We start from the raw sequence: 13,490 nt of genomic DNA on the forward strand, positions 1-13,490 counted from the left end.
GAAATTGAAACCGATGACAGATACATTCCATTATTCCGACGAGAAATTCGCAGACATTCAGATGTTGCGCTATCGACTGCCCGGATTCGAGCAGTTGCCCCTTCAGAAGAAACTCTACATTTATTATCTCTCACAAGCAACATTGTGCGGACGCGACATCACTACCGATCAGTTCGGCCGTTACAATCTGCGTATCCGGCAATCGCTCGAAGCCATTTATCGATATTATCGGGCAGAGACAACGGATGTTGGGGGCAGCGAAGAGGCGACGAATCGACTCAACGGGCAGGCGAAAAAGAATCTCGAGGCCCTGCGGGTGTATCTTAAACGCGTATGGTTTTCGAATGGTATCTACCACCATTACGGTTGCGAGAAGATGGAACCTGGGTTCGATGAGACGTTTTTCCGGGCTGCCCTCCATGCGGTTCCTACTTCCGAGTTGCCCATGCAGGGGTATAACACGGTGGACGAACTCTGCAACGAACTTTGCAACGTCATCTTCCGCCCCGACTTTCAGCCCAAACGGGTAAACAAAACCGACGGCGAAGATCTTGTTCAAACCTCGGCTTGCAATTATTATGAGGGCGTGAGCCAAGCAGAGGCCGAAGCTTTTTATGCAGATAAGAAAAAGCGGAGCGGTAGTTATTCACCGTCGTGGGGACTGAACTCGAAGTTGGTGAAGCGCAACGGTCGGCTCGAAGAAATTGCATGGACAGCCACGGGACTCTATGGTTCCGCCATCCGCCAAATCGTCTTTTGGTTGGAAAAGGCCAAAGACGTAGCAGAGAATCATCAACAGGAAGAGGTCATCGGGTTGCTCATCGACTATTATCGCACCGGATGTCTCGAAACGTTCGACACTTACAGTATCGCTTGGCTCAAGGAACAAGAGGGGCAGGTGGATTTCATCAACGGATTCATTGAAGTCTACGGCGACCCGTTGGGCCTCAAAGCCTCTTGGGAGGGCATTGTGCACTACAAAGATCTCGAGGCTACTCGCCGTACGCAACTCATCAGCAGTCATGCGCAATGGTTTGAAGACCATTCGCCCGTCGCTCCTCCATTTCGTAAGCGCGAGGTGCGTGGCGTAACGGCCAACGTTGTCTGTGCAGCTATGCTCGGCGGTGACGAATATCCTTCTACCGCCATTGGTATCAATCTGCCCAATGCCGACTGGATTCGTGCCCAGCACGGATCTAAGAGCGTTACCATCGGTAATCTTACCGAGGCCTATAACCGGGCGGCGAAAGGCAATGGATTTAAGGAGGAATTTGTGGTGGACGAAGATACGCTTCGTCTCATCGAACGCTATGGCGACCTCTGCGATGATCTGCACACCGATTTGCACGAGTGTCTCGGTCATGGTAGCGGACAACTCCTGCCCGGTGTCAGTCCCGATGCCCTCAAAGCCTATGGCAACACGATAGAGGAGGCCCGCGCCGATCTCTTCGGACTTTACTATCTGGCCGACGAAAAACTCGTTCAACTCGGCCTCGTTCCCGATGCTGAGACCTACCGCGCCCAGTATTACACCTACTTGATGAACGGACTCCTCACCCAACTCACCCGCATCGAACCGGGTAAGCAAATCGAAGAGGCTCATATGCGTAACCGTGCACTTATTGCCCGCTGGGTAATCGATCAGGGCAACGGGGCCGCAGAACTCATCCGTCGAGACGGAAAGATCTTCGTCCGCATCAACGACTATCCCCGTCTGCGAGAACTCTTCGCCCGTCTGCTGGCTGAGATACAACGCATCAAGAGCGAAGGCGACTTCGAAGCGGCACGTCACCTCGTCGAATCTTACTCCGTGAAGGTGGATGCAGGTCTGCATCGCGAAGTGCTCGACCGTTATGCCCGCCTCTGCCTCGCACCCTACAAAGGCTTTATCAATCCTCGCCTTACACCTGTTACGGACGAAAACGGTGCGATTGTCGACATTGCCATCGACTATACCGAGGCTTACGACGAACAGATGCTCCGCTATTCGACTCACTATTCTTTTCTTTCAACGGAAAACCTCGAAACGAAATGACAGAAGCAACCCACCAACGCCTCATGGCTATCAAACAGTCGTTCCGCTTTGTGATGGACGGAACTACCTCACGGTTGATGGCCAGCAAAGGGGCTACCTATAAAATCAATTGGGGCGTACCTTTCCATGAACTTCGAAAAATGGCTCAGGACTATGGGAAAGACTACGACCTGGCTGTGGAACTCTGGAAAGAGGACATCCGCGAGTGTAAAATTCTCGCTACCCTCATCATGCCTCCCGAACGTATGTCGACCGATCTTGTAGACGTATGGATGGAACAACCTCTCTCACAGGAGATGGCCGAGATGCTGGCTTTCAATCTTTATCAGTATCTTTCTTTCGCCCCAGCGTTGGCCTATCGCTGGATGGCCGCCGAAGATGTTTCGCGGCAAATTTGCGCTTACCATATTCTTGCTCGTCTTTTCATGCGTGGACAGGAGCCCAACGAACGTGGGGCCGACGAATATCTCGACCAAGTGGATGCGGCTCTGCACCACGATCACCTCGGCGTAAGGCGCGCTGCATCGGCCAGTTTGCAAAAGTTTTCTCTCTTGGGTGAGGAATACGCTAAGCGAGTTACTCCTTGGCTCCAATCGATCTAATTCTCCGTTCTCTTGGATCGCCAGGACATTGGAGGTCCAGTGTGTAGGGATGTTTTATATAATAATGTGTCTGCCCTTTGAAGATTTTGTTGTAATTTTGTGCGGCTGACAAAGAAAGCTCGCAAATGAAGACAGACATCAACAATAAAGCGCGTCGGATTCTCGACGCCTATCTCGAAGCCAACGGTCATCGCAAAACAACCGAGCGATATACCATTCTCAATGCAGCATGTCACATCAATGGGCATTTCTCGTTAGAAGATTTGTCTGATGCTATCACGGTAGCGGGACTGAAAGTGAGTCGGGCCACGCTCTACAATACGATGCGGCTCTTCGCAAGACTGCAATTGGTGGTGCGGCACAGACTGGCCGACGGAACTAAATATGAGATGAACTTAGGCGACGATTGTCACTGTCATCAAGTGTGTACGCTGTGCGGTGCGGTCTCGGAAGTGAGAATCCCCGAGGTGAGTAGAGTGCTTGAGGCGGCAACGTTCAACAACTTCCGGCAAGACGGATTCACCCTCTACCTCTACGGTGTCTGCTCGGAATGCCAAAATAGATTGGAGAGAACAAAGAAATCCGAGAAGAAAAGAAAACTTGTAAAAGAAAAAACAATATGAGCAAAGGAAAAGTGGACGTCCTATTGGGATTACAGTGGGGCGACGAAGGCAAAGGAAAGGTGGTAGACGTGCTCACCCCCGAATATGACGTGATAGCACGTTTCCAGGGCGGACCCAATGCCGGGCATACGCTCGAGTTCAACGGTGAGAAATATGTTTTGCGCAGCATCCCATCGGGTATCTTCCAAGGCGGGAAGGTGAATGTCATTGGTAACGGAGTGGTGTTAGCTCCCGACCTGTTTATGGCTGAAGCCCAGGAGTTGGAACGAAGCGGGCACGACTTGAAAAGTCGACTGTATATCTCGAGAAAAGCCCATCTGATCATGCCTACTCATCGTTTGCTTGATGCGGCCTACGAGTCGGCGAAAGGAGCGAGCAAGGTGGGAACGACTGGTAAGGGAATCGGTCCGGCCTACACCGACAAAGTGTCGCGAAACGGACTGCGCGTGGGTGACATTTTCGACGGCTTCGAAGAGAAATACACCCAGCATAAGACACAACACGAAGCCATTCTGCGTAGCCTGAACTACACCCACTACGACTTATCTCAGACAGAGCAAGCCTGGATGAAGGGCGTGAACTATTTGCGCGGATTTAATATCGTAGACAGCGAACACGAACTCAACCATCTATTACAAAACGGGAAATCCATTCTTTGCGAGGGTGCGCAAGGTACGATGCTCGATGTCGACTTCGGCAGCTATCCCTTTGTCACTTCGTCTAACACCATCACCGCCGGAGCGTGCTCGGGACTGGGCATCGGGCCCAATAAAATCGGCAACGTCTATGGCATCATGAAAGCCTATTGCACCCGCGTAGGCTCGGGACCGTTCCCCACCGAACTCTTCGACAAGACGGGCAAACAGCTCCGTGATCTCGGACATGAATATGGGGCCGTGACCGGTCGCGAACGTCGCTGCGGATGGATCGACCTCGTGGCTCTTCGTTATGCCATCATGATCAACGGTGTGACGCACCTCATTATGATGAAGAGCGACGTGCTTGACGGTTTCAGCACCATCAAGGCCTGCATAGCCTATCAACGCGATGGCAAAATATTGGACGATTTCCCCTACGACATCGAGCACAACATTCAACCGGTATACAAAGAACTGCCGGGTTGGCAAACCGATATGACGGGCCTCACCAGCGAGGATCAATTTCCCGCAGCTTTCAAGGCCTATATCGATTTCTTGGAAGAAGAGCTTAAGACGCCCATCAAAATCGTCTCCATCGGTCCGGACCGTAAGCAGACTATCGTGAGAAAAGGATGACTGAAAAAGGAAAGCAAATGACGAATAAACCCTCTATCCCCAAAGGAACGCGCGACTTCTCGCCCATCGAAATGGCGAAGCGCAATTACATCTTCAACACCATCAAGAGCGTTTATGCCCTGTACGGATTCGAGCCCATCGAAACGCCGGCTATGGAAACGCTGCAAACACTACTGGGCAAGTATGGCGAAGAGGGCGACAAACTGCTCTTCAAGGTGCTCAACTCGGGCGACTTTATGAGCAAAGTCGCTACAGAAGAACTTGTCGATGGAAATTCGCTGCGACTCTCGACCTGCATCTGCGAAAAAGGTCTGCGATACGATCTCACCGTTCCTTTCGCCCGCTACGTTGTGATGCACCGCGATGAATTGCAATTACCTTTCAAACGCTACCAAATTCAGCCTGTGTGGCGTGCCGACCGGCCACAGAAAGGCCGTTACCGCGAGTTCTATCAGTGCGATGCAGACGTGGTAGGTTCCGACTCGTTGCTCAACGAGGTGGAACTCCTCCAAATCATCGACACCGTCTTCACCCGTTTCGGCATCCGCGTGCAAATCAAACTGAATAATCGGAAGATACTTGCCGGCATCGCCGAATACATTGGTGCACCCGATCAAATCGTCGACATCACCGTGGCCATTGATAAACTTGATAAAATCGGTCTTGATGCCGTGAACGCCGAATTGTTGTCCAGCGGTATCCCTGCCGATGCCATAGAAAAGCTTCAGCCCATTCTCACGCTTTCGGGCAGCAACGCAGACAAGCTCGATACCATTTATCGCACCATTGCCACGTCGGAAACAGGGAAGAAAGGCATTGAAGAAACGCGATTCATCCTTGACAAATTGGACATGGTGGGACTGAACAATGAGCTCGAACTCGACCTCACCCTGGCCCGTGGACTCAACTATTACACCGGAGCCATCTTCGAAGTAAAGGCCTGCGACGTAGCCATTGGCAGCATTACAGGCGGCGGACGCTACGACAACCTCACGGGTATCTTTGGAATGCCGGGGTTGAGCGGGGTAGGGTTCAGCTTTGGTGCAGACCGAATTTACGACGTTCTCAACACGCTCGACCTTTATCCACGAGAACTGGTGGGTACCACACGCCTGCTTTTCATCAATTTCGGCGAGGCGGAGGCTGACTATTGTCTTCCGCTCATCTCCCAGATTCGTTCCGCCGGCATCACGGCCGAAATTTATCCCGATTCCGTCAAGATGAAAAAACAGATGAGCTATGCCAACGCCAAACACATCCCCTTTGTGGCACTGGCAGGCGAAACGGAGATGAAAGCCGGCAAAATTACCCTCAAGAACATGGAGACGGGCGAGCAGACGCTCGTCACAATCGACGAACTCATCACTGCCATCGGCTGAAAAGTTGAAAATCATCCATAATCTTACTGATGGCTCTGAACATTTCAGAAAGCTTCCCTGGCACCCAGCGGTGATTCTGAACATTTCAGAAAGCTTCCCTGGCACCCAGCGGCCGTTCTGAACATTTCAGAAAGCTTCCCTGGCACTCAGCGGCCGTTCTGAACATTTCAGAAAGCTTCCCTGACATCCAGCGGTGGTTCTGAAAAGTTCAGAAGAGAAAAAACAAAACACCATGTTCAACCTCAAGAGAGAAAATCGACTTCGCATTTATATGGGGTTGTAAAAAGATTGTCGTATTTTTGCAGCCAAAACGATAAAAACAAAAAAGTGATGATAAAAATAACGTTTCCAGACGGCTCTGTCCGTGAATATAAAAAAGGTATTACAGGTATAGAAATTGCACAGAGCATCTCGCCCGCCTTGGCACGAGAGGTATTGGCTTGCGGTGTCAACGGAAAGACCGTCGAACTAAACCGACCCATTAACGAAGATGCCACTCTCGCCCTCTATAAATGGGAAGACGCAGAGGGAAAGCACACCTTTTGGCACTCCTCGGCCCACCTGCTGGCCGAAGCCCTCAAAGAACTTTATCCGGGTATACAATTTGGATTCGGACCTGCTCTGGAAAACGGGTTCTTCTATGACGTGATGACCAAAGACGGAACCGCCATCAGTGAAAACGATTTTACCAGAATAGAAGACAAAATGCGCGAACTTGCCAAACGCGACGAACCCATCGTTCGGCGCGACGTGGCAAAAGCCGATGCCTTAAAAGAATTTAAAGCCGACGGACAGGAATACAAATGCGAACATATCGATCTCGATCTCGAAGATGGTACCATCTCCACCTATACGCAGGGAGCCTTTACCGATCTCTGTCGCGGGCCTCACCTCATGTCTACCGGAGCGATCAAAGCCATCAAAATTCTCAGTACAGCTGGTGCCTTTTGGCGTGGCGATGCTAAACGCGACCAACTCACCCGCATCTACGGTATCACGTTCCCCAAGAAAAAAATGCTCGACGAATATCTCGTCATGCTCGAAGAAGCAAAAAAACGCGATCACCGAAAGATAGGCAAGGAAATGGAACTTTTCATGTTCTCCGAACGAGTGGGGAAGGGCCTGCCTATCTGGCTCCCCAAAGGCACAGAACTGCGTCTGCGTCTGCAAGATATGTTACGCAAAATTCAGAAACGCTATGGCTACCAGGAAGTCATTACACCGCACATCGGCAGTAAAAACCTCTACGTCACCTCCGGTCATTATGCACACTACGGCAAAGACTCATTCCAACCCATTCACACACCCGAGGAAGACGAAGAATACATGCTCAAACCCATGAACTGCCCTCACCACTGCGAAGTGTTTGCTTGGAAACCACGTTCGTACAAAGATCTGCCCCTGCGCATCGCAGAATTCGGTACCGTCTATCGATATGAAAAAAGTGGCGAACTACACGGACTCACTCGCGTTCGCTCATTCACTCAGGACGATGCCCATATCTTCTGCCATCCCGAACAAGTGAAGAACGAATTCCTTCGTGTGATGGACATCATTCAGGCCGTGTTCACCATCTTCCAATTCAACGACTTTGAAGCGCAAATCAGTCTGCGAGATCCCAAGAATACCGAGAAATATATCGGCTCAGACGAAGTGTGGGAGGAAAGCGAACAAGCCATTATCGACGCCTGTCGGGAAAAAGGACTCGATGCAAAGATAGAATACGGCGAGGCCGCATTCTATGGCCCGAAACTCGATTTTATGGTAAAAGATGCTATTGGTCGGCGTTGGCAACTCGGCACAATTCAAGTAGACTATAATCTGCCTGAACGTTTTAAGTTGGAATATACTGCTGAAGATAATACTAAAAAGACACCTGTGATGATCCACCGCGCTCCATTCGGATCGCTTGAACGCTTCTGTGCCGTTCTCATCGAACACACTGCGGGACACTTTCCTCTATGGCTCATCCCCGATCAAGTGGCCATCCTACCCATTTCCGAGAAATACAACGACTATGCCCAACGCGTAGCCAAATATCTCGACAGCGTAGGAGTGCGCGCCACACTCGATGCTCGCAATGAAAAAATAGGTCGAAAGATTCGTGACAACGAAATCAAACGCGTTCCCTATATGATTGTCGTCGGTGAAAAAGAAGCAGTCGAAGGACTCGTCTCCATGCGTAAACAAGGTGGTGGCGAGCAAGCGACCATGACGATGGAAGATTTTGCCAAACGCGTCAATGATGAAGTTGCTGCATTGCTTCAAGCCACCGATATTCATCCGGAAGATTGATGCCATCCATATTCTTACTCGTTGTAAACGCCTGTATCACTGCAAATAATCAAAGAATAATTTTGCATGTCGGTTGAAAAGTCGTACTTTTGCAGCCGCTTATCATATTATAGTTGAATGAAGAATGACAAAATAAAGAATCAGTATCGCGTGAATGAACAAATTCGTGTGAAAGAAGTGCGCATCGTTAGCGATGGTGGCTCCACCGTTGTTCCAACACGTCAGGCAATGGATATGGCACGTAGCCAAGGAGTGGATCTCGTGGAGATTTCTCCTAATGCCCAACCGCCCGTTTGTCGTCTCATTGACTATTCGAAATTCCTTTACCAGCAGAAAAAGCATGCAAAGGAAATGAAAGCAAAACAGGTGAAAGTTGACGTGAAAGAGATTCGTTTTGGACCACAGACGGATGAACACGATTATCAGTTCAAACTGAAGCATGCCAAAGAATTCTTAGACAACGGTAACAAGGTTCGTGCATATGTCTTCTTCCGAGGTCGCTCCATTCTTTTCAAAGAACAAGGAGAAGTCCTTTTACTTCGATTTGCCAACGATTTGGAAGAATACGGAAAAGTAGAACAGATGCCTGCCCTTGAAGGAAAGAAAATGTTTCTCTACCTTGCTCCGAAGAAAACTGGAGCTGTGAAAAAGAGCCAGCAAAAGTTGGATCGCGAGAAACGCGAGGCCGAAGCCAAAGATCCGGAGGAGGACGCAGAAAACACAAATAACGGTTTATTTGCAAATGCCAAGAACGGTGAAGACGTTTTGAAAAAGCTACAGACCGAATAATAACAACAAGAATAAAGAAAGAAGGTGCGTAACGCCCGGTATTATGCGTTACCACATAAATAATAACAATTTAAACAACAAAAAAATGCCAAAAGTAAAGACTAATTCCGGTGCAAAGAAGAGATTTCGTTTTACCGGTACAGGTAAGATTAAGAGACATCATGCTTACCACAGTCACATCCTGACAAAGAAAACAAAGAAGCAAAAGAGAAATTTGGTTCACCAAACTCTCGTAGATCGTTCCAACATGAAACAGGTTCGCGATTTGCTCTGCTTGCGTTAAAATTCAGTCAAACATTTAAAAGTTAAGAAAGAACTATGCCAAGATCAGTTAATCACGTTGCTTCAAGAGCAAAGAGAAAGAGAATTCTGAAACTCACGAAAGGTTACTTCGGAGCAAGAAAGAATGTTTGGACTGTAGCAAAAAATACCTGGGAGAAAGGTCTCACCTATGCCTATCGTGATCGTAGAAATAAGAAACGCACTTTCCGTGCTTTATGGATTCAGCGTATCAACGCTGCTGCGCGTTTGGAGAATATGACCTATTCTACTTTGATGGGTGCACTGCATAAGGCCGGTATCGAAATCAACCGCAAGGTATTGGCTGACCTGGCTGTGAACAATCCCCAGGCCTTTAAAGCCATTGTGGATAAGGTGAAATAAACCATTCTTCTGGTTTAGTAAGATAGAGGAGTTTTAACTTTAAAAGTGAAATGTAATTGGCAGCATTGCCAACTCTATAACAAACAAAGAGGATGTATCATTCATTTAATGATACATCCTCTTTGTTTGTATATACGCTATTATTTTGAGTCGCGCTCTTCATCTGATCGGACTATTTTCTCGCAAATAACATTCTATTGAACTGTTTGATACTGCCAAGGGGCGCAAGGAACGACATGTATTCCAAAAGAAAGGGTAAGACCGTAAATCAGCGGACCTTTTAATGTTGCACGATGTAAGTAGAGAGGAGGAGCACAAGCAAAATAGTGCATCCAATGTATGAAATGAAGGAGAGGTAACGAAAACGTTTCTCATCCGCAAAACGATAATAATAGGTACAGGCCTTGTAGCAGAGAAAGGAAATGGAGGTCCCCACGATGGCTCCAACAAGCAGATCACCAGGATAGTGCACACCGAGATAGATTCGACTATAGGAATGCAGCACGGCCCATGCATAGAGAAAGAGGGAGAGTCTCCAGTTTTTGAAAATCAACATGCAGAGCGTAGCCAGCATAAACGAATTGGAGGCATGGCAGGAGGGAAAACCGTAGTTACCGCCTCGATATCCGTCTACGATATGCACCAAATGACTGATACCGCTGTGGAGGTTTGACGGACGTGGGCGATTGAAGAGGGGACGAATAAGTTCCGCGCAGGTGAAGTCACTCAAGGCAAAGGCCACGCCGAAGACTGCCAAAATCACCAAGAGTCGAGGTTTCAGTCCCGCATGGATAATGCTTATGACAAAGATAGTAAAGTACATCGGCGTCCAAACCCATTTGTTGGAGATGAGCGACATAAAGTAGTCGAAAAAAGAATTGTGAAATCCGTTCAGCCAGAGCAGTGTGGCGGCATCCCAGTTGTTGAGCGTTTCTATCATAAAAAGGAGGAGACTTAGCGACTGGCGATATCGTCGTAGAGTTTTTGCAAATAGACCTTACCATAGGGTAGATTTCGACCAGGGCAGCGACCTGTGTCCGAAATCACCGTCTTAGTATCACAATTAAAGACCACAGCATTCTCCTTCGTGATCATTATTAGTGCATTCGGGACGGTAGCGAATCCAAAATGAGGAACCCTGGGATTGAGCAGATCTTTACTAAAGGTGAAAGCTTTGTAAGACAAACCAAGTTGTGAAAGCAGCGTTGCGGCGATGTCAACCTGCGATCCGTAAGTACCAATCTTACCACCACCTTTGAGAGCCCCGCCGAGAAGGATGAGTGGAATATGGTAGCGGTCGACCGAATAGTTGTCGATATTTTCAGGATAACAGCCCAAGTGGTCGGGAACGAGAATTACGAGCGTATTCTTCCATTCTGGGAGTCGCTTGGCTTGAGCAATGAAACGTCCCAAACAATCGTCGGTATAGGCAAAAGCATTGAGAATTTTGTTTTCGAGCCGATGATAAGGAACGTCGAACGGTTCATGACTACTACTGGTTTGTATCACCTTAAGGTAAGGCATAGCCGACGGCTTTCTGAGATCTTCTAAGGCCCGGTTGAAGACATACTCATCGGGCACGCCCCATTTGCTGAGTCGCAGGTGGAGTGGGAAGTCAGCATCGCAAACGATCTTTTCAAAGCCCGCCGTTGTGAGAAAGGAGCGCATGTTGGTAAAATCAGCGTCGCCCCCGTAGTAATAAGCCAAGTCATAGCCCGCACCTTTCATTACCTTGGGAAACATTGGCAACGATTCCGTTTTAGCGGGGAACTTCATGATACTCATGGTAGGCTGAGCGGGGAAACCAGCCAGGATGGCAGCCAGACCGCGGTCAGTGCGGAAACTGTTGGCATAAAAGTGAGTGAAGAGCACGCCCTCCTTAGCCAGCCGATCCATATTGACCGCCACATTAGGTTCGCCGCCAAGCGTCTGCATGATCTTTGCCGAAAAACTCTCGAGCACCACCAATATCACGTTCGGTCGACGGGTATGAAGAATGCTAATCCCCTGTCCGCCTATCGTAGTTGTGTCGCGCAGTCGGGCAAACAGTCTATTGGCCTCGTCATCCTTCATGAATCGGTATTGCCCTTTTACGTCGCCATCGCTCATGAGTGAAGACAGCAAACTAAAGCAGGGATTAATAGCCGCATGATTCAAGCGTTGATGATCGCTGTAGTACACGCGTCCGATATTCATCGTCGAGGTTGTCACGCTGCCACGGATAGGGATGATCAGCAAAGCCATCGAGACGAGTGCCACTCCCGTAGCCACCATTCGTTCGCTAAGGGAGCCCTTGCTTTCGGGTAGCATCGTCAACGCCTTTCTCAGAAGCAGGAAGAGCACAGTCACCAGTACGACCCACACGACAATGCCCACCACCACGAATGCCACCGACACACTGGCCAGTGCATCTTTGGGCGAACTCAGAAAGTAGAACACCGGCGTGGCATCGATACGGAAACCCCAATAGCCATAGAGCACGGCATCAAGCAGATAGACCCATCCCAGTAGCAGAGCTGCCACCAAGGCATACGTCTTTTGCAGTGCCTTGATCAAGCGTGCGTTCAGCCAGATCGAAGCCAAAGCGAGCAAAGCCGGAACAAGCGTCAGATAGCCTGTCATCGAAAGATCCATCGGCAGACCATGCCACATCACTTCCGCATAGTCTTTCGCCGAGCAACTGCTATACACACTATAGTTGTAAAGCATGAAGAGCGGTTTGAAAGCTACTTGAAGAACTGTGAAAACGAGCAGTGTAAGGAGTATACTCCCCACCACCCGGCATTTATAAAAACGATAAGGTTGTTTTCTTTTCATCAATCTGCTGGTATGTTTCAAGGTCGAACGATCGGCAGGGTCATCTCATCGGCAAGGCTCATCCCTGCAACTCTTTTAGGATTGCCGCCATCTTCTGCACGGTAGCCAGACGCGTAGGAACCAGTGGCAGTCGCAACTCATTCTCGATAAATCCCATTTCATGGAGCAGAGCCTTCACGCCGGCAGGATTCCCGTCGACGAAGAGCAAGCTATACAGTTCGGTGAATCGGTGGTGAATCCTTCGAGCCGGTTCGTATTCGCCATTGAATTCGAACCGAATCATCCGTGAGAACTCCTTAGGTAGAGCATTTCCGATGACCGAAATCACACCCGCGGCCCCACTGGCAATCATAGAGAACGTCAGCGCATCGTCGCCACTGAGCACATCGAATCCCTTGGGTTTGTTCTTAATAATCTCGTCCACCTGTTCCAAGCTTCCGCCCGCCTCTTTAATGGCCACGATGTTGCTGCACTCGTTGGCCAGTCTGACGGTAGTTTCGGCTTTGAGGTTCACCCCCGTTCTTCCCGGAACGTTATACAGCACCACGGGCAGCGCACTATTTTGGGCAATGTGTTTGAAGTGCTGAAATAGCCCCTCCTGCGAAGGTTTGTTGTAGTAGGGGCATACACTCAGAATGCCATCGATACCTTGAAGGTCGAGCCTTTGCAGTTCGTCCACCACGGCGCGAGTATCATTTCCTCCGCAACCCATGAGGATAGGAAGCCGTCCTTGGTTCACATCCACCACAAAGCGTTTGATGTCCTCTCGCTCTTCGCGGCTCAGGCAGGGTGTCTCGCCGGTAGTGGCAAGGATGCAGAGAAAGTCGGCTCCGTTCTCGGTTTGATATTCCACTAAGCGTCCCAGAGCCTTGTAGTCTATTGCGCCGTCTGCCTGAAAAGGAGTAACCAGGGCGATTCCCAATCCTTTGAATCGATTGCTTGCCATATCTTCTTGAATTAACTTTGTTGCAAAGTTAGTGCAATTTGGCTAAAATGCAAAATTGTCGGCAGAG

12 protein-coding genes are annotated in these 13,490 nt (G+C 49.3%); 9 read left to right on the forward strand and 3 right to left on the reverse strand.

Features of this window, described 5'->3' with window-relative positions; all coding sequences use genetic code 11:
- Window positions 1-13 precede the first annotated feature (13 nt).
- From J5A66_RS05345 to rplT, 9 genes are all read left to right on the forward strand, one after another.
- Window positions 14-2,035, forward strand: coding sequence for a dihydrofolate reductase (locus tag J5A66_RS05345; protein ID WP_211789652.1), 2,022 nt, complete (start codon window positions 14-16; stop codon window positions 2,033-2,035).
- Entirely contained in the window at window positions 2,032-2,637 is a 606-nt protein-coding gene (locus J5A66_RS05350) for a DNA alkylation repair protein (RefSeq protein ID WP_211789653.1), read from the forward strand. The genes J5A66_RS05345 and J5A66_RS05350 overlap by 4 nt, the downstream gene beginning before the upstream one ends.
- 125 nt (window positions 2,638-2,762) lie before the next feature.
- Window positions 2,763-3,260 (forward strand): Fur family transcriptional regulator, encoded by a 498-nt coding sequence (locus tag J5A66_RS05355; RefSeq protein WP_211789654.1) that lies wholly within the window; start codon window positions 2,763-2,765, stop codon window positions 3,258-3,260.
- Complete coding sequence (locus tag J5A66_RS05360) at window positions 3,257-4,534, forward strand: adenylosuccinate synthase (RefSeq protein WP_211789655.1); 1,278 nt, start codon at window positions 3,257-3,259, stop codon at window positions 4,532-4,534. The genes J5A66_RS05355 and J5A66_RS05360 overlap by 4 nt, the downstream gene beginning before the upstream one ends.
- A gap of 17 nt (window positions 4,535-4,551) precedes the next feature.
- Window positions 4,552-5,913: a histidine--tRNA ligase gene (gene hisS / locus J5A66_RS05365; RefSeq protein ID WP_211789656.1), complete on the forward strand. Its 1,362-nt coding sequence runs from the start codon at window positions 4,552-4,554 to the stop codon at window positions 5,911-5,913.
- A gap of 330 nt (window positions 5,914-6,243) precedes the next feature.
- Window positions 6,244-8,208: a threonine--tRNA ligase gene (gene thrS / locus J5A66_RS05370; RefSeq protein ID WP_211789657.1), complete on the forward strand. Its 1,965-nt coding sequence runs from the start codon at window positions 6,244-6,246 to the stop codon at window positions 8,206-8,208.
- A 117-nt stretch (window positions 8,209-8,325) separates the two neighbouring features.
- The gene (gene infC, locus J5A66_RS05375) at window positions 8,326-8,997 is read left to right on the forward strand and encodes a translation initiation factor IF-3 (protein ID WP_211789658.1); all 672 of its coding nucleotides are present in this window, start codon (window positions 8,326-8,328) and stop codon (window positions 8,995-8,997) included.
- Between the two features lie 85 nt (window positions 8,998-9,082).
- Window positions 9,083-9,280 carry a 50S ribosomal protein L35 gene (gene rpmI, locus J5A66_RS05380; protein ID WP_021583308.1) on the forward strand — a complete coding sequence of 66 codons (198 nt, stop codon included), beginning with the start codon at window positions 9,083-9,085 and terminating at the stop codon, window positions 9,278-9,280.
- A gap of 35 nt (window positions 9,281-9,315) precedes the next feature.
- Entirely contained in the window at window positions 9,316-9,660 is a 345-nt protein-coding gene (gene rplT / locus J5A66_RS05385) for a 50S ribosomal protein L20 (RefSeq protein WP_211789659.1), read from the forward strand.
- Between the two features lie 280 nt (window positions 9,661-9,940).
- On the opposite strand, the gene J5A66_RS05390 is transcribed toward rplT, so the two are convergent.
- From J5A66_RS05390 to dapA, 3 genes are read right to left on the reverse strand one after another with little or no spacing between them, the layout of a single operon-like run.
- Window positions 9,941-10,600, reverse strand: coding sequence for a phosphatase PAP2 family protein (locus tag J5A66_RS05390; protein WP_211789660.1), 660 nt, complete (start codon window positions 10,598-10,600; stop codon window positions 9,941-9,943).
- Window positions 10,601-10,614: 14 nt separating this feature from the next.
- Entirely contained in the window at window positions 10,615-12,477 is a 1,863-nt protein-coding gene (locus tag J5A66_RS05395) for an LTA synthase family protein (RefSeq protein ID WP_371742847.1), read from the reverse strand.
- A 58-nt stretch (window positions 12,478-12,535) separates the two neighbouring features.
- On the reverse strand, window positions 12,536-13,423 hold the full coding sequence (gene dapA, locus J5A66_RS05400; protein ID WP_211789661.1) for a 4-hydroxy-tetrahydrodipicolinate synthase: 888 nt from the start codon (window positions 13,421-13,423) through the stop codon (window positions 12,536-12,538).
- Window positions 13,424-13,490: the final 67 nt, after the last annotated feature.

It is taken from the genome of Prevotella sp. oral taxon 475, assembly GCF_018127805.1.
In the GTDB taxonomy this organism is placed as follows: domain Bacteria; phylum Bacteroidota; class Bacteroidia; order Bacteroidales; family Bacteroidaceae; genus Prevotella.

Bases quoted from the DNA above. Each gene is read 5' to 3' on its own strand.
- hisS (WP_211789656.1), top strand. From the start codon at position 4,552: ATGACGAATAAACCCTCTATCCCCAAAGGAACGCGCGACTTCTCGCCC.
- J5A66_RS05345 (WP_211789652.1), top strand. From the start codon at position 14: ATGACAGATACATTCCATTATTCCGACGAGAAATTCGCAGACATTCAG.
- J5A66_RS05395 (WP_371742847.1), bottom strand. From the start codon at position 12,477: ATGAAAAGAAAACAACCTTATCGTTTTTATAAATGCCGGGTGGTGGGG.
- J5A66_RS05390 (WP_211789660.1), bottom strand. From the start codon at position 10,600: ATGATAGAAACGCTCAACAACTGGGATGCCGCCACACTGCTCTGGCTG.
- J5A66_RS05350 (WP_211789653.1), top strand. From the start codon at position 2,032: ATGACAGAAGCAACCCACCAACGCCTCATGGCTATCAAACAGTCGTTC.
- infC (WP_211789658.1), top strand. From the start codon at position 8,326: ATGAAGAATGACAAAATAAAGAATCAGTATCGCGTGAATGAACAAATT.
- rplT (WP_211789659.1), top strand. From the start codon at position 9,316: ATGCCAAGATCAGTTAATCACGTTGCTTCAAGAGCAAAGAGAAAGAGA.
- rpmI (WP_021583308.1), top strand. From the start codon at position 9,083: ATGCCAAAAGTAAAGACTAATTCCGGTGCAAAGAAGAGATTTCGTTTT.
- dapA (WP_211789661.1), bottom strand. From the start codon at position 13,423: ATGGCAAGCAATCGATTCAAAGGATTGGGAATCGCCCTGGTTACTCCT.
- J5A66_RS05360 (WP_211789655.1), top strand. From the start codon at position 3,257: ATGAGCAAAGGAAAAGTGGACGTCCTATTGGGATTACAGTGGGGCGAC.
- thrS (WP_211789657.1), top strand. From the start codon at position 6,244: ATGATAAAAATAACGTTTCCAGACGGCTCTGTCCGTGAATATAAAAAA.
- J5A66_RS05355 (WP_211789654.1), top strand. From the start codon at position 2,763: ATGAAGACAGACATCAACAATAAAGCGCGTCGGATTCTCGACGCCTAT.